We start from the raw sequence: 19,846 nt of genomic DNA on the forward strand, positions 1-19,846 counted from the left end.
TTACTGATCCACTACACAGTGCTACAATGGCGCAGCCCGGACAGGTCAGGGAGCCGATTAACCAGGGGTGGTTGTTCCCGCCCTGCCCTTGTCCGGGCAATCGGCTTTTATTCCCTGTAAGGAAGTTTCCCCGAATGACCGATCACCTTTAAGCCGGGTTTTTCTCCGCGACGTGCCTCGCCCTCTCCCCTATCATTACGTTAAAACGATAACGTAACGCCTGAGCGCGGAGATTAAAAAATTGAGCACTCATCCCGCCGAACTGAGCCAGATTTCACACAGCGCGATCAGCCGCATCGCCACCCCCCGGATTGATTTTGCGCTGGCGCTTGCCGTTCGCCAGCTGGCGAACCGTCAGGCCGACAAACCAAAGTACCTGCTGGAGCCGGAAATCACCGTTCTGCTCGCCCAGGGCTTTAGCGATCTGCGTAAACGAATGTTCTTTGATGTGTTGTGGAATACCGGCGCTCGACTGAGTGAAGCGCTGGCCGTCACCCCGGACAATATTCACACCGGGGAGCGCTGGCCGTCGCGCCCGTTCGTGTCGCTCATGACCCTCAAGCAACAGGGTAAACCCGGACGGCCACCGAAGGACAGTTACCGCGATGTGCCACTGTTTGATGAAGGTTTTACGCTGCGGCTTCGCGATCACCTGGACACGTTCTGTAAATTCAGGACTAAGCGCGTCTGGCAGGTCACGGACGACACGATCCGTAACTGGCTGAGTGACGCGGTCACGCGCTGTGAAAGTGAGGGAATACGGTTTTCTGTCCCCGTCACTCCGCACACGTTCCGGCACAGCTACGCGATGCACCTGCTTTACTGCGGTATCGAGCCGCTGACACTGAAGAAACTGCTCGGCCACCGGAGTTTTAAAAGCACGCAGGTGTACCTTGATGTGCTGGCACTGGAGGCCGATGTTGCCGGGCGCTATGCTGTCCGTTTCGGCATGGACAGGGAAGAAGCCGCAGCCCTGCTTTATAATGCGAAAAATATTGGTGTGTAACGTTATACACTATTTACATCTGAGGAGATTATGCAGTATAACTGTATGCAGATGTTCAGCAGAATTCACACACGCTTTAACGGTGTGTAACGTTATACATTAATGAGGTGTCTATGATCATTCTCGTTGGAAGCCATAAGGGCGGTGTAGGAAAATCCACTATCTACATCCATATACTGATGTGCCTGATTCTTCGCAGTGGTAAGCGCGTTGCTGCACTGGAGTGTGATGATCAGCATAGTGTAAAAGACTGGCTTGAAGACCGCAGGGCGCAAGGAATACAACCGGATGTGGATTACTACGAGTGTTACCATGATATCCCGGCGATGGCTCGGAAGCTTGATAAAAAATATGACATTGTACTGCTCGATGCACCAGGGCGTAGATCGCCGGAGTTCAGTAAATGCCTTGCGGTGGCTGATCTGTTTATCTCTCTGGTTAACCCTTCAGCTCAGATTGAAATCAACACGCTCGGCCTGATGGTTGCCGATGTGTTCCAGTATCAGGCATCGGTCAACAAAGGTCTGAAAGCGGTACTGGTTATGAACAAGTGCGATACTCATCCGTCAGATATTGATGCTTCTAGTTTCCGTAAAGATATCGAGGCCGATCAGGAGAACTGGATTCCCGTTGCCCGGCAGCGTCTTTATCAACGTAAATCCTATTATCGTTCCTACAATGAAGGGTTATCTGTACATGAGTTCAATGACCGCAAAGGGAACCAGGCGCGGGGGGAAATTGAGATGTTACTGAGAGAGCTTGAATTGCTGGCCGCTTAACTAAATTTATTGGTGTGTATCGTTATACACCAATATGAGGAAATTATGAGTAAACGAACTACAAAGCTGAAGGTCAGTCCGGCGCTGAGGAATATCGATGAACACAAAACGTTGCGTGAGTTGGTTAGTGAAACCAGTCACCGTCCGACATCGGGCAGCGTGATCACCCGCGTCAATTTTCCGTTACTGGAAGAGGATATTGCAAAGTTTGACCAGTACAGTGAGGAGAATCATGCGATGCGTGTCAGTGTGCTCAGGGCAGGATTAAGGGCGCTGGAAATGCTGGGAGAGGAACAACGGTCTGATCTTATCCGGGAAGCCGAGTTTAACCGACCTAAGACCGGACGTAAACCGGTTAAAAAATAATAGTGTATAATGTTATACACTATTTATGGAGAGAAGATGGCACGTAATATCATTGCTCATTGGGCGCACAAGTATCTTTGCTCAAAGTCATCAAGGCATGGGTTTTTGAATGAATATATGATCGCCGTAAAGAAATATGAGCAACAATACCTATATCCGTGGATATTAAATAACCCATTTATTTTGTATTGCATTTACAATGCAGTAAAACGAAATATCCGAGGGGCTGCGTGAGCAGCCTTTTTTATGCCCGTAGGGCATGGAAGCCGCCAGAAATGGCACTGGTGAACGCTGAAGGTGAGGGGCGGCGATGCCCGCCCGTAAGGGCGGTTACAGTTTCCCGTTCTGCGCCATACTCCCCCTCCCTGCAAAGCCCATTGCGGCCTTTCAGACGGTGATACAGCTGCATAGCGTCCGTAAGCCCGGCTGAGCACGCAGGAAGACGCCAGAGCGGCTTTCTGCGGGTGATTTGTCCGGGTGTTGGGGGTTCTGGTCGTTTACGGCCAGAAATCCCTACAGACGCGTTTCTACTTAAGCTAAGGAAACTTAAATTCGAGTCATTATCTGCACTATGCAGACAATTAGGGAAAGAAATGTAATCCCAGACATGAGGATCATTGCGATTAAGCTCTTTTGACTGATAAATGTACTGTTCCCTTTTATGTTTTCTACCTTATTAGATAACTGGTTTAATTTGCTATTTACATCATTGATATTATCAGATATTGCCGCGCTAATATGCTGTCTTAATTCAAGCTTGGCTTCGTCAAGTTGATTATTTAATACAGCCCTATGTTTTTCAGCGATGTATTTATAGCTCGATTCAGCTTCTTCTACCGCAGTAGCGAGTTTTTCGATGCCAACTTCCAGTTCACCAGGCATATCTTTAATTGCTTTTCTAACTTCCTGAAGATGTTCACTCAAAATATCAGGAATTTCCTTGATTTTTTCTTCAAGGTTCACATAGTCTTCAAGTAATGCCTGAATTTTCAGGTCTTTTAATTCTTCAGACAATGATTTAGCCATTTTATTCACCTGAAATTATTAAGGGTAAGCTATACTTACCCTTATTTGTTTATGCCAGTTTTAAATTATCAAATGCGATATCAAGATCTGAATTGAATCCATTCATCAACATTTTGACTGCTCGCAGATTAGAGAGTTCCTGTCTTTCTTCCTTCGACGCAGCGGCTCGGATTAAGCTACGGAAATCGCGATCGTCGCTATATACATCATCATATTTTAATCCAGATTTTGTTAAAAGATTAAATATATTGCTGTTATAAACAACAGCAGGATTTTTCCCCGCTATTTTTTTGCTGGTCTTATCTGATAAAAATATGGAGTATTGTTTTTCAATAGATGTGTCTTTATCAGCGAAGTTGTAAATTACTTTAATTCTATCCTCGTCTACACCCATATCTAATAGATTGTTTATTGTTGCAATAGAATCCCTTTGCTGTTTGTCTTGAACGGTAACAGGAACAATGAAGTAATCAATCAAATCATGACTTCCTTGGTATTCTTGCATCTGAACCATAAATTGCTCAATGTTAGATGAGCCTACGTCAATGATTGTGCAATCTACATCATCGATACGTTTAATTATTTCATCATAATCTTTCGCTGATAATCTCTCATCATTTGTGCCATCACTATTGATGGTCTCTACTCTGATGATCTCAGACTCTGGAAGTCGAGGTTTAAGAACAGTCTGGCAGATAGTAGATTTACCAACATTACCGCTATTGTTGAGAACTGCAATTTTCAGGTACATAAATATCCTTAGTTTTTAACTTCATAATTTGTAATTAGGGTGCCTAATCTAACCTTATTAGGCGCGTTCCATTCTTTAATTTGCTCAAGAGGTACACCTTTTTCGATAGCTCTTTTGGCTATCCTTTCCTGACGATAACAAACCTCCATATACTGACTCAGTAGATCATCTGTAATCTGATGGGGGTTTTCATCTGGTGTATCCTCTGAAGCGTTTACCTGTGTATTGACTTTTAATTTTTCTTTAGGTTTCGGAGTTGGGACATTCTGGCCTCCATTACAATATTTTTTTACATACCGTGTGAATTGAGGGTAACTCATTTCAAGCGCCTTACTGTCTTTGAAAGACTCGTATATTTGCTTGAGTGTTTCGCCCAGCTTTAACCGCGCATCGATATCATTCAGCAGCGGCATGAATGTGCTTTTCCCCGTTCTAGGGTTGTTTCGCCAGTCTGACATGATCAAAGCCTCATTGTTAGATTGGCTGAACTCTATCATTTTTCACACCTCCAGTGCAACTTAGTGCAAAACAGTGAAAATATCACCGTGTTTATGCAATTTAGTGCAACGCAGTGCAATCGTCAATTGTTTTTATGCAAAATAGTGCAATTTAGTGAAATATCGGCTACAGTGGTTAAAAGATAGAGGCACGTGACCGATGTTTACAAACTGCTTCGCAGTTCGTAAAATCGTCGTGCCAAAGGGGGTGCCCCTTTGAAACCCCGCTGCGCTCGGCGGTACTTGTTCATGTTGTTGTTGTCCTTACTGGAGGCGTCATATGGCAGAAAAGAAAAACAAGGATAAGGTCGTCGCCTTTAGGTTATCCCAGGAAGACTTCGTACAATTTGAAGAAAAGCTGGCCTCTTCAAATATGAAAAAGTCTGAGTTTTTTCGTGAAGTTTTTCTAAACGCCAACGTTAATATTACATTAAAAGCAGCTCCATCTAAAGATCTCGAACGCCTTACTTTCTTGTTTAATAAGGCGAGTAATAATCTAAATCAATTAGCGCATCAAGTTAATGCCGCTCACCTCGAAGGGAAAGTATCTGAGCGACTTTATAAATCCATTAATAACTCTCTTGTTGATATCCGACATTTATTAATGACGGGGGTGTCTGATGTTGATTAGAGTCAGTGGCTATAATAATGGTGGTAAAGAGTATTTGGAAGAGGGGCGAAAAAACGGCAGGGAGTTAAGCCGTGATGAATTAGATGAAAGGGTTATTCTTGATGGTGATTTGGGATTAACACAAATGGTCTATCAACAAATCCCTGATAAGGGACAAGAGCGTTATGCTACCTTTACTTTATCATTTCGTGAGGATGAAATCCCAAATGAAACATTGCTTGAAATCACGAAGGAATTTAAACAGTTTTTAATGTACGCATATGAAGAAGATGAGTATAATTTCTATGCGGAGGCACATCTCCCAAAAATAAAAGAAACTATTGATAAAAAAACTGGTGAAAAGATTGAAAGAAAACCTCACATTCACATTTTTGTTCCGCGAAAAAATTTACTGACGGGTAAAGAAATGAATCCCCGAGGAATGTTTGACTCGAATGTAAAATACTTTGAAGCTTTCCAGGAATACATTAATCAGAAGTATAACCTTGCTTCACCTCGCGAACATGTTCGAGTAGACCCTACCAATGTTGCTGATGTTTTGTCTCGTTATAAAGGCGATGACTTCAGAACTAAAAACCAAGATTTTAAAAAGCAGTTAGTCGCAGATGTTATTGAAAAAGATATTACTACTCGCGAGGGATTTTATGCTCATGTATCCACTTTTGGCGAAACCAAGATTAGGAATAAAGGGAAAGCTAATGAGTACATAGCTGTTAAGCTCCCAGAAGATAAAAAGTTTACGAATCTCAAAGAGACAATATTTCATGATGATTTTATCGTTAATCGTGAAATAAAAAAACCACCATTGGATAAAGCTGTTATCAGTGCGCGGTTTGCAGAATGGCCTCAGCGTGCAAAAGAAATTAAGTATGTTAGTAAAGCTACACCAAAATTCAGGCAGCTTTATAAGGATGCTAATGCTGAACAAAAGATAACGATGTTGGCACAAAGACAAAATGAATTTTATGAAAAAAATAGGGGGCGATATGAGTTACACCCTGCCAAATGGCAAAGAAGTAATCAGCGAAGTGCTGATGAAGCTGGACGAATCGGATTTACCAAATCTCCCGATGGCTTGCAAAGTTTGTCCGGCGGCGATGTGGCAACTGACAGGGACTATCGAGAAGCCGAGCGTTCGGTGCTACTGCCGGGCGATGCACACATTCACATGGGACAACAAAACTCAGGAAGAGATTCTCGATTGCGACATGATCTATCAGGAAGAAGAGGAAGACGAAACACTGGCGAATACGACTTCGACAAGCATGCCCGCGTTCATGGCATCCCAAGCCTCACCAGTTTCGCCCAACGACGCGGATACCGACTACGAGGAGGTTTCGGAGGATTAGACGCTGAGTCGATCAATTTACCTCCTCATGCCCTTAATCCCAAAAAAATAGCAAGTGTTGAAGACATTCAAAAAAGAGCTGTAAGGCTTTTTGGTAAATCGAATGTAAAAGACTCTACAAATAGAGTGAGTCCTATTCGTAGAGTTATGCCTAAAAAAGATAAAAATGCTTCTTTTGTTGCTGCTTATTTTTTAAGAAAAATGGAGGAGAATTCAATACAACCAGCGTTACGCCGTGAAATACGCGAAATTGATAAAAAGTTTTATAATACACGTCGATTTATTGCGACTGATGAAAGGTTAACGAGAACTGAGAAAAAACAAATCATCTCAGTATTAACGTTTGAACGCATGAAAGCACATCATGCGCTCAAACATCCCAATGAATATTTCGAGTTGGAGAATGATACTATGGGTAGTGAAGATATTCGTAAATTAGTCAAAGGAAAACGTATTCCCGATAATTCTATCACTAAGGGTGAAGCCGCAGCTGAACCGCAAAACGCAAAAGCTCGTTTCGCTCGCATTATCAAGAACGTTAATGAGCATGTTGCAGAGCAACGCGCTCGTGAGCGGCAGAGAACAATCACGGCTAATGATCTGTATACCAAACGAGCTAAACTTAGCCAGAATATTCACTATCTCGATAAGAAGACTGACCGGACGATGTTTGTCGATACAGGCCGGGCTATTGCTTTACGCAAAAGTGGTATGACTGCCTCAGCTGTAGTGGTTGCTCTTGAATTAGCAAAAGAAAAATTTGGTAGCACGCTAACTATTAATGGTAGTAAGCAGTTTAAAGAGCAGGTGATAGAGGCTGTCGCAAAAAACAATCTGGATATTCATTTTACCGATAAAGCTATGAACAAACGTCTGGCTGAAAGGAAGGAAGAACTAGCAATTGAGCGAAGCGGCAATAGTGTTGAAATGCCAGAGCCTACGATTAACGCGGTACGTGAGATAAAGGATATCAGCCCGGAAGCAGTATCTTCCGTCAATGTAAGCATATTGCAGGATTCGCTTCCTGGTACAGCTGGTGTTAAGCATGATGCTGAAACAAACCAGTATGAAGTGTTAGTCGCGTCTAAAGAGGAAGGGGAGGTTTTCCGTTTTGCTATGTCACCAAGCGAAGAAGCTGCCACCCGGATTGCAACTTTAATCAACGATCATGACCCGGAGCATTTAGCTTCAGCAATGCGTAATGAACTTTCGCAGGAATTGGAATCAGAGACGGCCACACAGCCAGCTCAAACTTCGCAGCCTGAAAAATCCTCAGAATCCATCTATGAAGGTGAATTAGTCGAACATGGTGCCGCGCCATATAAATTTAAACCCGATATGGCTAAACCAGAAGGAGAGCGTAATGATAGTTACTACGTTACTCTACGTCACGCTGATGGTAGTGAGCGTACTTTGTGGGGCGTTGGGCTTGAAGATGCCGTACAGCAATTCAATGTTGGCGAGAAGATCAAGCTTGAAGACAAGGGGGTAGTGCCTGTTAAATGGACTGAGACTCTTAAAGATGGTTCCACTGTGGAAAAATCAGGCCAGCGCCGGACTTGGGAAGGTTCACCAGTTGGACGAGAACGCGATCAAAATGACAGCGTGAACTATCAGAATCATGAAGATTATGATGGCCCTGGAGTTGCCTGACGTTATGGCTAGAATTACAGTTAGGTCGCTCGGAATCGGCCTAACTGTTTCCAGCATTGTATGTTATATCTCTATGTATAATGGTTCGCGATTGCATTAATGATAAAGAAGTAGGGGGGGGTACATGACTGATGGCGTTATGTTAACGAAATGTGACCGTACACCCAAAAGCAATGCTCAAAAACAAAGAGAACTAAAACAGCGAAGAAAGCATACGCATACTGAGTTGAAAACATCTATTCGTAATGATGTAAAGGCAGATTTGGTTTTTTTATCAGAGCTTTACAACATGACTCAAACCGCAGTGCTTGAAGAGCTAATAACAGAAGCCAGAAGGAATTGCGGGTTTAACGACGTAAAATGATCCAAGTGATCGCGTTATGGGGAAACTGATCTTGATCTGTGCCTCTTCAGCGTGATAGCTTACGCGGTATTCATGAGAAGAAATCATTTAGCAGTTATTTAACTCTCAGGAAATGATTTTGGTCGCTACGCCGAAAGGTAGCAAAGAAATGGGTTGGAAAGCCCAAAAAACAAAGCCCCGACAATCATGCTCTACTTTGGCGAGCGGACATGATAGTCAGGGCTAGGTACGAAACCTAAGAAGGATTATAACCAATGTATTCCTCAAAGCAACCCCTGTTCGCCATAAGTGCGGGCGGCGGTGTCTGAACAATCTCCGATCGTAAAGCCTACAGGCGTCCCAAAGCAGTCACCTTGCTATAACGTTTCTTCGCGCAAGCGCCGCCGGTTCCTCAATCGGTGGATTAAGTCGGTGGCAACCGAAGCCGGGCGTATCAAAATCAAAAACGAACTTCGGCGTCGCATTCGGCACAACAAGTATTGGGTCAACGAAGCAAACAAGTACGGCATTGAAACTCTGTGCGAGCTGATGCTGGCCATCTTTGATGACCTCGACTTGAGGTCGTGGGAAACGCGCAATAATCTTGAAACGCTGGCAGAACGTGCTGGGTTGGTAACGCGCAGTGATTTAGGGCATAAGTCAATTTCCCGCGCCAGCCGGGGATGTGATCGCCTCTCCTGGCTTAATGCAATTATTTCGGAAAAAGCACCTTTCAATCCTTATGACTCCCGTTGTTCCTGTAAGAACATTGAGGTAACAGAGGATTTCTTTGCCATTCTCGGCGTTCCGTTAAAACAGGTTTACCGGGAACGAGCCAGGTTACTTAAGGCTGATCCGAATGAGATCATATCCTCCGGCGATGTCCGCCTGATCGCTATTAAGGTCGAGGGCTGGACTCGCAAAGCAGCTGCTGGGCTTGCCAGGATGAAAGCAAAGCGTGACGCAGCTCGCCAGCGCAAACAGGAATACTACTCCCCAACCTTTGCCTGATCTCCAGTAACTACCGCCTTAGCTGGCGGGGATTCTGCACGTCCGCAATACAAAAAATAGCCTTAACGTACAATAATTTCCGAAATCCAAACCATTCCCCCTGCCGGAATGGCGGATTTTTCGGCGGTTCCGGCGTAGCCCTTCTATAACTGCTGTATAGCTTGTGGGTAAGTGATAATGAAGTGCAAACGATAGGGCGCAATTACTCTTTTGGTTTATCTTTTAATTACTTACGTATTAAAAGATAAACCAAAAAAAGAATACATTACTGTTATCCCCTTTAAAAAGTGGATAACCAAAAAGCATCGGCGCAAGCGCCTCAAAAGTAGCTCCCCACGCTAAAGCGCGGGGCATAGAACAGTTCATAGAAACGCGCCTGTAGGGATTTCTGGCCGTAAACGACCAGAACCCCCAACACCCGGACAAATCACCCGCAGAAAGCCGCTCCGGCGTCTTCCTGCGTGCTCAGCCGGGCTTACGGACGCTGTGCAGCTGTATCATCGTCTGAAAGGCCGCAATAGGCTTTGCAGGGAGGGGGGGAGTATGGCGCAGAACGGGAAACTGTAACCGCCCTGACGGGCGGGCATCGCCGCCCCTCACCTTCAGCGTTTACCTGTGCCATTTCTGGCGGCTTCCATGCCCTACGGGCATAGAATTTTTACGTAGCACATCCTTCAGTAAGGTTGAACAAGTCCAGCTCCGGTCGTGTCGCCGGCAGCAGCTGGCCAGCGTCCTGCAGCAGCATCGAGGGGAAACATGAAATGCTAAAAAACAATGACTTATAAAAATTAGCTAGAATTTTAACTAATACAAATTTTTTGATGTTATAGGACGTTATAGCCCTGATATACTCGGTCACAATCAGGGCTGGTAGTAAGTAATTATTTTGATTCCATTACACTATTTATTGCTTTATTTATATCCCTGATTCTTACAGGTTTAGTTAGCATTGTTATTGATGGTATAGGGCTTTCATTCGCATAAGCACTAATAAATATGAAAGGCGTTTCTTTGTTCGGACTTTCTATAGATTTTATTTTCTGAAATAGCTCATCCCCAGTCATTATTGGCATTTGGAGATCACTAAGAACAAGATCATAAGGTTTTCGTTGCAGTTTTTCGAATGCACGAACAGGTGAGTTTGTGAATTCAACATTATAATCAGCACTTTCAAGTATAGAGACTAATGAAGAGCATGACATTTCATTATCATCAACTAATAAGATTCTAAGATGGTTAAAATGAGGCTCGTATATGGAATTATCTATATTTTCCAATTCATGTGAGCTGGAGCCTAAAGATACGGGGATTTTTACCGTAAATGAACTTCCTTCGCCAACTTCACTTTTAACAATAATTTGGCCTTTCATTGCTTTAACCAAGCCATTAACAATTGCCAATCCCATCCCAAAGCCAGGAACACCATTTTCGTTTCCTTTAAGTCTCTCAAAAGGACTAAATATTGATTTAATCTTATCTTTTGGAATTCCTTGCCCTGTATCTTCAACTTTTATTACAAGATTTGTTTTGGAATCTAACCCAGCTATAACATCTACATTACCTTTTTGTGTGTATTTAATAGCATTAGTAACAAGGTTCTCGACGATTTGCATTATTCTCGATGAGTCACCTATTATATTAATGTCTTGAATTTTATCTGTGATGATTTTTACGTTCTCTTTCTTTAATGCACTAATGCAATCGTCAACGGTAAGATCAATAATTTTTTTTAAATTAAACTGTGCTGCACTTATTTGTATATTACCATTATCTATCCTTGCAAATTCAGATAGGTCTTTCATTTGCATTTCAATTTTAGTAACAGCACTTTCTAATCTTATAAATTGAGGATCGTCATGGTTTTTATTATACTTTTGCGAAATGGCATCAATCGTGGAGATGATGGCTTGTAGGGACGTTCGTAACTCATGACCAACAATGCCCAAAAAAGCATTTTTATTATTAAATGCTTTTTTTTCTGAGTCCAATAATTTATTTAACTTCCATAAGAAAACACAAATAAAAATACCTAATGTTATTGTTAGGATTCCCGTTATATATAAAAGTATAAGTATCTGTTTTTTTGTTTCTTTGAAATCGACATTTGCATTTGTACGCTGGCGAACTTCTGCGTGATCTGCAATATTAACTAATAACTTAGAGTCTGGCTCTATATCATTTACCAGAGAAACCACTTTTCTCATATCTGGGGACGGTTGTTTTATATAGTGATCAACAATTTCTAGTTTTTTATATATATTGTCGATAGTTTCTTTATAGTCCTTTTCTTTATAGAGAGGAATGGTTGATTCACTTTCATTTTTAATAACGGAAACTCGTGAGAATAAAATATCTAATTTCAAGCGTATTTGCTCAAGATCTTTATCATTGCTTCTAACTAAAGCATAAAAATCCGCTAACTGAATCGAGAATTTTGCAGTTGCCCATGCGTAATTCTCTTGTGTTCCTGTAATTGCATATAAAGATTTGTCAGAAAGTAATGAGTTGTATTTTACAATTGTTGAGATAGCAAAGGCTAATGCCAATGCTATTCCTGCAAAGATTAACATCAATTTTTTATTCATTTATAGCACCGTGATTTTGTCTACTTGCCAGATAAAACGAGATAAATAAATAGGTGAGTTGAGTTTAGTCGGATTGCTGTCTAATGGATAAATTACGAAATATGGTCCAAAGTTCCTAACTTCTAAGGGTTTTCCATCCATTTTATTTGCAAGGATTATATTGAAATCTTCTACGTCAGAAATAGGAATATCAACCCAGTAGTCATTCAGGGCATGCATTCTTAGTGTTTTTCCTTTGGCATTTACCAGATGTAATATATCTTTTATTTTTACACCTTCAAAGTTAACTGGGTGATCTTTTGCCGTCCATGATGTTGTTGTTCTTATTATTGTTTTGGGGAGTTCGTTAAAATTTTGACTTGTAAGGATGTAACCATTTTTTGTATTTGTGGTGGTTATTTTTCCATTAATATAAATATCACCTACTTTTGCGTTAGCATTTGACAGGGTTGCAAAAGATAAAACCACAACCAGAAGGAAATATTTAAATTTACGCATAATAAACCTCAAATTCTTTTTCAATGAGCTTAATGAGGAATTCATCTTCACTGTTATGAATTCCTTCAGTTAAATTGTTTCCTATATAAATGGAATGGCAGTCTTTATAGTAAATGCTGCGCAGTTCCGGTTTTACTGTGGTAAAAATACAAGTGGAAGGTACATTAAAACCTGCGGCAATATGCAAAGCTGAAGAATCGCAGGTATACATGTACTTAGAATTTTTAATTATTGAAATGAAAGCAGCTGTATTTTTAGATGTTGCTGCAATGTTAGTGTAGTTTTCATGATTTATGTCAATGAAACCAAATATTTTTTTCCCGTATGCTTGGGTAAGCTGGGTGATTGTTTTGTGATGAAACTTTGCTGGGATGCTTCTTATTTTTGTACTTGCATTAGGGCAATACAAAACATATTCGCCAAGGTCTAATTCCTCTACATTGCAATCCTGAAGCCAACGGTTACTCTTCTCCTCTGGTGAAAAATAGTTGTAGTTAAGGCCAAGGCTTTTAAGGAAGAAATCATGCATTTCTAAGCGATTGAAATCTTCCCAATACACCTGGTTTCCCATATCAATGATTACATCAGAATCTTTTAAATGAGAAATATCATATGGCATGTAATAAATTTCATCTATTACATTTTTAGCTATGTGATATAGCTCATTAACATAAGCTGGGCAATTCTCCGGTCTGATTACCCTTATTTTTATTCCTGGATTTATTTTCTTTATATTATGTAATGCAGATATGCCAATAATTGAGTCACCCAGGGTAACGCCCATCCCATTCACTATAGTAAGATTTTGTACTGTAGTGTAATCTATAGTGATATTACTTATTGAATTGTTATGTATTACCTCGTAGTTTAGAGGGGTTATTTCTCCTTTGGGTAGTTTTTTACTGATACCATACGGTGAGACAATATACTTACTGTCAAGTAAAAGGCTACCAGTAAACTCTAAAAGTTGTTTGTTCATAGCTAACTACTTAGGAAAAAATTTATCGATATTGGATTTTATTAAGCTTCCTTTAATCGGCTTTTCAAATGGGCCGACGATATCATAATCATTTATAGATATTGAAATTTCTTCATCAATAATCCCTTCTAATTGCCCTGTTAGTACCAAGATCATAGAGTTTCTTTTCTGAGACTGTCTGATTTTCTTAATGGTATCGAATACGGTTTTATCTCCAACAACCCAATCCAAAATATAAGCATCATAAGCAGACTTATCAATTGCACGTGATAAGTCATCAATAGAGTAGAATCCATCAACTATAAATCGGCCATCGTTTATAATTTCTTTGATACTATCAACAATGTTTTTATCATCATCCAGGATAGCTATGCTACTTTTGCCTATTTCTATTTTCCTAGGATGTATAACAATGCTTTCTATGTTTCTCTTAGATTCAACTAAGTATTCATCTCGAATATCATCAGTGTGAATTACGCACCATTCGTCATTGATTTTCACTGCTGAATATTCCGTCTTTTCATCGGAGGTTTCAGGTGAAAGGTAGATTTTGCATTTTAGCGTTGTATTACCTTCGCTCCATAATGCTTCGTGAATTTCTGAGTGCGATGGGCTATACAGCTCAAAAAACTCGCTCATTTCCATCCCTATTGAATGGACTACCTTTACCAGCTGCGATACTTCCCATTTTGTAGAACCTGTAAGTTTTTTATGGGCGGCCGCTGTTGTTAACTCAAGAACTCTACCTATGTGGGCGATATGCTTCTGTTTTGGTATCCCCTTCACGATGAGTGCTTTAGCTAGCATCTCACCTAACCAGTTATCGCTCTTAGTCTCTTCTTCCATCGCTCAGCTTCTCTTCGGTGTTTTTAAAATTTCGTAAGACAATTCTAACCTTAGAGTTAATTTTTTCAATAAAAACAAACTCTTAAGATATCGCCGCGCGACATTGAGTGTCGTAAAAGTATAGTTATGAGCATAAAAATGTCGTGATAGTTGATAAAAACTTGCGCTCGATATCGGTTTGATATAAATTCAATATCGTTAGTGGTTGAGAGTGCAGTGAGAAGGCTGCTGTTAGAAGATTTGTAGAACAAAAAGCAGCCACAGTAGTTAGGTTGCTTAATCACAGTTAACTCTCTGTTTGATAAGAATTAGGCGATAAAAGACAAATTTTCGGTTCTTCTATCTGCCATCTGTTGAATTGGAACGTTTATATGACCGATGACACCACCAAGAAGAACACTCAATCGCTTGTTGATCTTTCTCCAGAAGACAACCGGCTGTTGACTGAGGCAGCCAAACGATGCGGCAGAAGCAAAAGAAAAGAGGCTTCTTTACGTCTGGCTGACTCTTTAAGAAATTTCCCAGACATTGCCACTGAAGGTAAGCGTTTTTTAAATGACGGGACTAAGGGATAGGTAGCACCGGGGAAAGAAGGAAAAATATAAAGCTAAGGGAATAAGCATTTCACCAGGGAACCAAATTTCAATCCCTCTTTAATATGCATTCATCGTGCAGGGGGATTTTTTACCTGAATTTCGCTCTTTAACAATTTATAAAAGTCGTTACAGATGCAAAGCATCTATATAGACCCCGACGCGAAAATGCGATGTATCAATGGGTACGATCTGCCTGTTGAGAAGATTAGCTCTGCCTGGGAGGCCAGGAGTTACAGACGTGAAAGGGCAGCCCTGATAGAAAGCAATGCACTGGCGTTAATTTTAATGAAAAGTAGTGATGAAGCCCATTATTTTAATAGTGGGCTTCTATGAGTGCTTTTATACCTAACCAACACATATAACGTTTGGAGGAAAAATGTTATCTGCTGCTACGTTCGTTTCGTTAGCTATGCAGTGTGCTGTTTCAGTTCACCCGGATACAGCACTGGACGTAGCAAAAACGGAATCAGGTTTTAATCCATATGCAATTGCCGAAATCATCCCTAAAAAGGAGAGAGGTAAAGATGGTAAAAGCGTTATTACGCACATGCCAAAGTCTAAGTCGAGAGCAGTTGAAATAATTAATAGTATTGAGCAGAAAAAACGACGCTATTCAGTCGGCTTAATGCAAATTACGAGCACCAACTTTAGTCTATTTAATGTTACAGCTGAAGATATGCTTGATCCATGTTCTAACCTTAAGGTGTTCGAAAAAATAATCTCGGACTGCTATAAGGGTGGGGGGGATTTACGAAGCGCTCTTAGCTGTTATTACTCAGGAGATTATCAACGGGGGAAAAGGAAGGAGTCAGAGTTTAATAATACGAGCTATATACAGCGAATTGGATATACAACCGCTTCAAATCAGTATGTCGTACCTAGTACTAAAGAAGACAGAAATGCCGCAAAGGAGAACCCTCAGCCCCAATACACAGCACCACCTACTTATGAATCATGGGATGTTTTACGCGAATTTCCGCGAACATCTAACCCTAAAGTTCAACACAGTAAACCTTCACCAGATAATAAGGAACTCATTGATGAAAGCTCTAAAAATCCAGCTTGATATTCTGACCAATAAACTTGCACAACCAGCTGTATATTACGCCTTCATGTTCGCTATGTTTTCGATGTTGTCTCCAGTTTCGGCGGAAGCGGCCTGGTATGATCCCATCGTAACCTTTGCGAAAGACTTTAAAACGATGATTATTATCGTTGGGGGGATCGCAGCTGTCGCTTCGATGGTGTATATCGGCGTGTGCTGGATTATCTCGCGTATGTCCGGTGATATGAAAGTCACTGCAATGGACTACTTCAACCATGCCGCAGTAATTGGAGCCGTTGGTGGTGGTGTTGCTCTTGCTACCTGGGCTTATTCAGTATGGGGAGGAAGCGTGTCTTGAAAGAAGAAAAAACAGAGACGCTAAAATATGAGACGCACAACGCAATGGGAAGGGTTGCTATGTATTGGGGAATACCTGTATTCCCCTTAATATTCCTTCTCATGGGAGTAGCCATCAGCTTCTTTGTTGGTATTTATTTATGGGGGTGGTGGGGTATAGCCACTCCCTCCCCATTTATTATTGCACTACTCGCGTTGCGGATCATAACCGAGAGAGATGATAAAGCTATGCGCCGTTTCTTTTTTACACGTCGTAGAAAACGTATGAATAGGAAATATGGTCGGCACTTGCTTATCACCCCAAGAAATCCAAAGTGGAGAGAAACAAATGCGCGGCGAGCAATCAAAAAACGTATTCTCACCGGAGAGTAAAAAAGTGCCCTGGTTAGGGCACCATGTACATCCTAATGTATGTACATTAGGTAATTCACATTTACTTGCGTTACTTCGTTTTAAGGGGGTGCCACACGAAACACGTGATAAAGAAACCCTAAATCGTGAGTTTAAAAGGCTGGATCGCTGTATCAAGGCACTAGGGAAGCAAGAAGGCAAAAATTTGATGCTTCAAACGTACACATTTAAAACAGGTGTACGTCTCGATGCGCATTATAAAATGGAGATACCTATCTTACAGGATTTTGTTGATGAATATACTGCACCGTTCAGGTGCGGGGCATATCAACAAGTAGGGTATGGTATGGGGCTTATTCTCAAGCACAGTGATCTTGAGGAAGGTATTGCCAGTATGGTGGAATTACTATCCATATGCCAGGAAATGCTCAGTGATTACAGCGTTGCGGTCATGGGGATGGAAGAGCGCAATGGTAAGTTGTATAGCCAAGTTGGGCGATTCTATTCATTTATTTTTAACGGTGTTGATCAAGATGTCCCGGTTACAGATACCCGACTTGGCGACTCGGTTATTAATGGGGAAACAGGCTTTGGTGCTTACGATTATGTAGAATGCCGCCCATATAATAGTGCTCCTAGGTTTGCTACTACATATGATCTGCGTGATTACCCAGATGAAAGTGAACCGGGAATGTGGGATCAGGTTCTTGAGGAACAATACGACTTTACATTAGTTCAAACGTTCCATTTCGAAGACCGGAACAAAATCAAAACAAAGATTAATGCACAAAAGGTGGATTTAGCATCGACTGAAGGCGAATCTTCACAGACAGAGGAACTGGAAGACGATGTTCAAGCCGTTACTCAAGGGAAGAGACTTTTTGGGCACTATCATTCGAGTTTGATCGTTTATGGCGAAACACCGGAAAAGGCGGTTAATAATGGTGCCAGAATGCAGGCATTATTTTTAGCTCTCAATACAGGATTTGTTCGCTCAACAAGCACTAATATAGATTCGTGGCTTACGCTGTTTCCTGCGTATACCGATGTGATTTACCGATACCCTAAATCGACTGAAAACCTTGCATGTGGGTTTTCTTTGCATGCAACACCTACGGGTAAGGCGACGGGAAATCCTCCGGGTGATGGAACGGCTTTGATGCCTCTTAAGACCGTTCAGGGCGGCCTTTTCTTCCTGAATGCCCATGACAGTCCACCAGGGCAGAATAACACAGGCCAGGCATTCCCTGGGCACATGGTGAACCATGCTCAGACGGGGGCTGGTAAATCATCTTCAGCAGCCTTAAAAATGATATTTTTTAGTCGATGGAATCCGATGATTTTCGGTATTGACTATAATAACTCAATGGAGAATATTCACCGGGCACTGAACGTTAAATATTATTCTATTGAACCGGGGGTTTATACTGGTATTCAGTTATTCCAACTCCCAGATTCAAATGAATTGAGGCAGCTTTTATTTGATACCGTAAAACAATGTGCTGGCGGTGCTGACTCTAATGAAGAAATTATCATTAAGTCAGCTATTGATGCTGTGATGAAACATAAAGTCCATGAGGAGCGTCGTTTCTCTCTTCTTATCCAATCAATACCTGATACTGGCGGTAATGGACTCAGAGCAAGATTATCAAAATGGTGTACTGTCAACGGCAAGAAAGGGCAATATGCATGGGTGCTCGACTCCCCGCGCAACCTTTTTTATCCTGAGAAGTACCGTCGCTTGGCTTTCGATTGCACACATATTCTTAAGAAAAGTTATGTTGCTAATCATCCTTTAGTTGTTGAGGTAATGCTTAATACTTTTTATTTCCTTAAAAGTAGTATGCATGCAAAAGAACCTGGTTGTCTGATGATTAATCAGATCTCGGAATATTGGGTTCAGTTAGCTTTTGAAAGTACAGCTGCCAAAATCGAAGAGATTTTACTTGCTGGTCGTATGCGGGGGGAGTTGTTGTTATTAGATACTCAAACTCCTGAATCTGCCCTAAATACACCGTCAGCTCCTGCAATGATTCAACAAATTGTTACACAGGAGTGGATGGCAAATGATAAGGCTAATCTTGAAAGCTACGGTAAATTTGGTGTTACAGCGAGGGAGTTCGAAAAAATATCAGAGTTAACCCCATATAGTCGCCAGATGATGATTAAACAAGGTTCTGGTGCTGTTATGGTTTCATTAGCTTTAAATGGCCGTCTCGAATATTACATCCCACTACTATCAGCAACGATGAAAAATCTACCCGTTGCCGAACGAGTGCGGAAACAATTAGGTACTGATGATCCTGCTATATGGGTTCCTCACTTCCTTGATGAGATGGTCGCTTTTCAAGTACGAGAAGATCTTAAAACTGATGATGCGAAGGTGTGGTATCCGGCGTTCCTTGCAAAGATGAAGGAGTACGGGAGAGACGTCGTCTCATCACTAGTTACCCATCCAAACGAAACCGAATCAGAGAGCACAATATGAAATTGAAAACGTTAATGGCGGTTAGCCTTGCTATGGCGATCAGTTTGCCCGTATATGCCTCCGGTATTCCTACAGTTGATGTGGCGAACATCACTCAACTTGTAGTGAATGCACAGCAACAAGCTAAGGAGGCGCTGGCGCAGCTGGATAAGGCGAAGGAAGCCATATCTCAGGCAAAGAGCCAATATGACCATTACAAAAGCATCATGCAGGGCAATGATAAATTGGGTGATTTTTTGAATGACCCATTACTCAATGAACTGCTCCCGGTTAGCGACTGGCAGGACATCTACAGCCAAGCTAAAGATCTACCTAATTTGCGCACTCGCTACGGACTAACCAGTAGCGACCCGAAAATTCAGGCCGCTTTTGATAAGCTTCTGTCTCAGGCTGATACGCTTGAAAAGCAGTATGACGCTTCAAATAAGCGTATCAAAACGGCTGAGGGATTGCGTAGCCGCCTGAACTCGGTGGAGACACCTAAAGATAGGGAGCAGTTAGGGCTTCGTTACCAGCAGGAAATGCTTGAGCTACAAAATCAACAAGCGCAGCTTCAAAATACGCGCTATTTGATGGAGCAGCAGAACAAGATTGATGATGCAAAACGCGCCCAGGCGTTTGAAGACTATATGCTTGGTAAAAGCAAACAGCGGCCTAGCTACTAGCCATCTCACTCTATAGGTTGCACAC

The 19,846-nt window shown here is 41.7% G+C and carries 20 protein-coding genes; 13 read left to right on the top strand and 7 right to left on the bottom strand.

Annotated features, from left to right (window positions below; translation table 11 throughout):
• Positions 1-241: 241 nt before the first annotated feature.
• From IV04_RS24245 to IV04_RS24255, 3 genes are all read left to right on the top strand, one after another.
• On the top strand, positions 242-1,006 hold the full coding sequence (locus IV04_RS24245) for a tyrosine-type recombinase/integrase (protein ID WP_037404221.1): 765 nt from the start codon (positions 242-244) through the stop codon (positions 1,004-1,006).
• Between the two features lie 113 nt (positions 1,007-1,119).
• Positions 1,120-1,785: a division plane positioning ATPase MipZ gene (locus IV04_RS24250; RefSeq protein WP_001623616.1), complete on the top strand. Its 666-nt coding sequence runs from the start codon at positions 1,120-1,122 to the stop codon at positions 1,783-1,785.
• A 45-nt stretch (positions 1,786-1,830) separates the two neighbouring features.
• Positions 1,831-2,151 (top strand): hypothetical protein, encoded by a 321-nt coding sequence (locus tag IV04_RS24255; protein ID WP_037404223.1) that lies wholly within the window; start codon positions 1,831-1,833, stop codon positions 2,149-2,151.
• Between the two features lie 546 nt (positions 2,152-2,697).
• Here IV04_RS24255 and IV04_RS24260 read toward each other — a convergent pair.
• Genes IV04_RS24260 through IV04_RS24270 form a run of 3 tightly spaced genes read right to left on the bottom strand, consistent with a single transcriptional unit; the run spans position 2,698 to position 4,425 of the window.
• Positions 2,698-3,177 (bottom strand): hypothetical protein, encoded by a 480-nt coding sequence (locus IV04_RS24260; protein WP_037404225.1) that lies wholly within the window; start codon positions 3,175-3,177, stop codon positions 2,698-2,700.
• A gap of 49 nt (positions 3,178-3,226) precedes the next feature.
• Positions 3,227-3,928 carry a StbB family protein gene (gene stbB / locus IV04_RS24265; RefSeq protein WP_077263869.1) on the bottom strand — a complete coding sequence of 234 codons (702 nt, stop codon included), beginning with the start codon at positions 3,926-3,928 and terminating at the stop codon, positions 3,227-3,229.
• An 8-nt stretch (positions 3,929-3,936) separates the two neighbouring features.
• A complete protein-coding gene (locus IV04_RS24270; RefSeq protein ID WP_037404229.1) occupies positions 3,937-4,425 on the bottom strand; it encodes a TraK family protein in 489 nt (162 codons plus the stop codon).
• Positions 4,426-4,705: 280 nt separating this feature from the next.
• Between IV04_RS24270 and mobC the strand changes: the two genes are divergently transcribed.
• The 4 genes from mobC (at position 4,706) to IV04_RS24290 (ending at position 9,411) form a co-directional block, all read left to right on the top strand.
• Entirely contained in the window at positions 4,706-5,056 is a 351-nt protein-coding gene (gene mobC, locus IV04_RS24275) for a plasmid mobilization relaxosome protein MobC (protein WP_001773445.1), read from the top strand.
• Positions 5,046-8,057, top strand: coding sequence for an LPD7 domain-containing protein (locus tag IV04_RS24280; protein ID WP_037404230.1), 3,012 nt, complete (start codon positions 5,046-5,048; stop codon positions 8,055-8,057). Before mobC ends, IV04_RS24280 begins: the two co-directional genes overlap by 11 nt.
• Before the next feature lie 124 nt (positions 8,058-8,181).
• Complete coding sequence (locus IV04_RS24285; RefSeq protein ID WP_001773447.1) at positions 8,182-8,421, top strand: RepB family protein; 240 nt, start codon at positions 8,182-8,184, stop codon at positions 8,419-8,421.
• A gap of 411 nt (positions 8,422-8,832) precedes the next feature.
• On the top strand, positions 8,833-9,411 hold the full coding sequence (locus IV04_RS24290; protein ID WP_072010976.1) for a RepA family replication protein: 579 nt from the start codon (positions 8,833-8,835) through the stop codon (positions 9,409-9,411).
• Positions 9,412-10,292: 881 nt separating this feature from the next.
• Here IV04_RS24290 and IV04_RS24295 read toward each other — a convergent pair.
• From IV04_RS24295 to IV04_RS24310, 4 genes are read right to left on the bottom strand one after another with little or no spacing between them, the layout of a single operon-like run.
• Positions 10,293-11,996 carry a hybrid sensor histidine kinase/response regulator gene (locus tag IV04_RS24295; RefSeq protein ID WP_037404177.1) on the bottom strand — a complete coding sequence of 568 codons (1,704 nt, stop codon included), beginning with the start codon at positions 11,994-11,996 and terminating at the stop codon, positions 10,293-10,295.
• Positions 11,997-12,494, bottom strand: a complete 498-nt coding sequence (locus tag IV04_RS24300; protein ID WP_037404179.1) for a molybdopterin-dependent oxidoreductase — start codon at positions 12,492-12,494, stop codon at positions 11,997-11,999. It abuts the gene before it with no gap.
• Positions 12,487-13,473 carry a glycosyltransferase family 9 protein gene (locus tag IV04_RS24305; protein ID WP_037404180.1) on the bottom strand — a complete coding sequence of 329 codons (987 nt, stop codon included), beginning with the start codon at positions 13,471-13,473 and terminating at the stop codon, positions 12,487-12,489. Before IV04_RS24305 ends, IV04_RS24300 begins: the two co-directional genes overlap by 8 nt.
• A 6-nt stretch (positions 13,474-13,479) precedes the next feature.
• Entirely contained in the window at positions 13,480-14,319 is an 840-nt protein-coding gene (locus IV04_RS24310) for a helix-turn-helix domain-containing protein (protein WP_037404181.1), read from the bottom strand.
• Positions 14,320-14,690: 371 nt separating this feature from the next.
• On the opposite strand from IV04_RS24310, the gene IV04_RS24315 reads away from it, so the two are divergent.
• From IV04_RS24315 to IV04_RS24335, 6 genes are all read left to right on the top strand, one after another.
• On the top strand, positions 14,691-14,894 hold the full coding sequence (locus tag IV04_RS24315) for a TraY domain-containing protein (protein ID WP_001773453.1): 204 nt from the start codon (positions 14,691-14,693) through the stop codon (positions 14,892-14,894).
• A gap of 397 nt (positions 14,895-15,291) precedes the next feature.
• Positions 15,292-15,981 carry a lytic transglycosylase domain-containing protein gene (locus IV04_RS25690; RefSeq protein WP_072010977.1) on the top strand — a complete coding sequence of 230 codons (690 nt, stop codon included), beginning with the start codon at positions 15,292-15,294 and terminating at the stop codon, positions 15,979-15,981.
• A complete protein-coding gene (locus tag IV04_RS24320) occupies positions 15,956-16,318 on the top strand; it encodes a hypothetical protein (RefSeq protein ID WP_037404232.1) in 363 nt (120 codons plus the stop codon). Before IV04_RS25690 ends, IV04_RS24320 begins: the two co-directional genes overlap by 26 nt.
• Positions 16,315-16,689, top strand: a complete 375-nt coding sequence (locus IV04_RS24325; RefSeq protein ID WP_227503621.1) for a VirB3 family type IV secretion system protein — start codon at positions 16,315-16,317, stop codon at positions 16,687-16,689. Before IV04_RS24320 ends, IV04_RS24325 begins: the two co-directional genes overlap by 4 nt.
• Entirely contained in the window at positions 16,646-19,156 is a 2,511-nt protein-coding gene (locus IV04_RS24330) for a VirB4 family type IV secretion system protein (protein ID WP_037404185.1), read from the top strand. The genes IV04_RS24325 and IV04_RS24330 overlap by 44 nt, the downstream gene beginning before the upstream one ends.
• Positions 19,153-19,821: a type IV secretion system protein gene (locus tag IV04_RS24335; protein ID WP_001773457.1), complete on the top strand. Its 669-nt coding sequence runs from the start codon at positions 19,153-19,155 to the stop codon at positions 19,819-19,821. Before IV04_RS24330 ends, IV04_RS24335 begins: the two co-directional genes overlap by 4 nt.
• The last annotated feature ends 25 nt before the right edge of the window (positions 19,822-19,846 follow it).

Origin of the sequence: Serratia sp. Ag1 (assembly GCF_000743355.1) — a bacterium.
GTDB lineage: Bacteria > Pseudomonadota > Gammaproteobacteria > Enterobacterales > Enterobacteriaceae > Chania.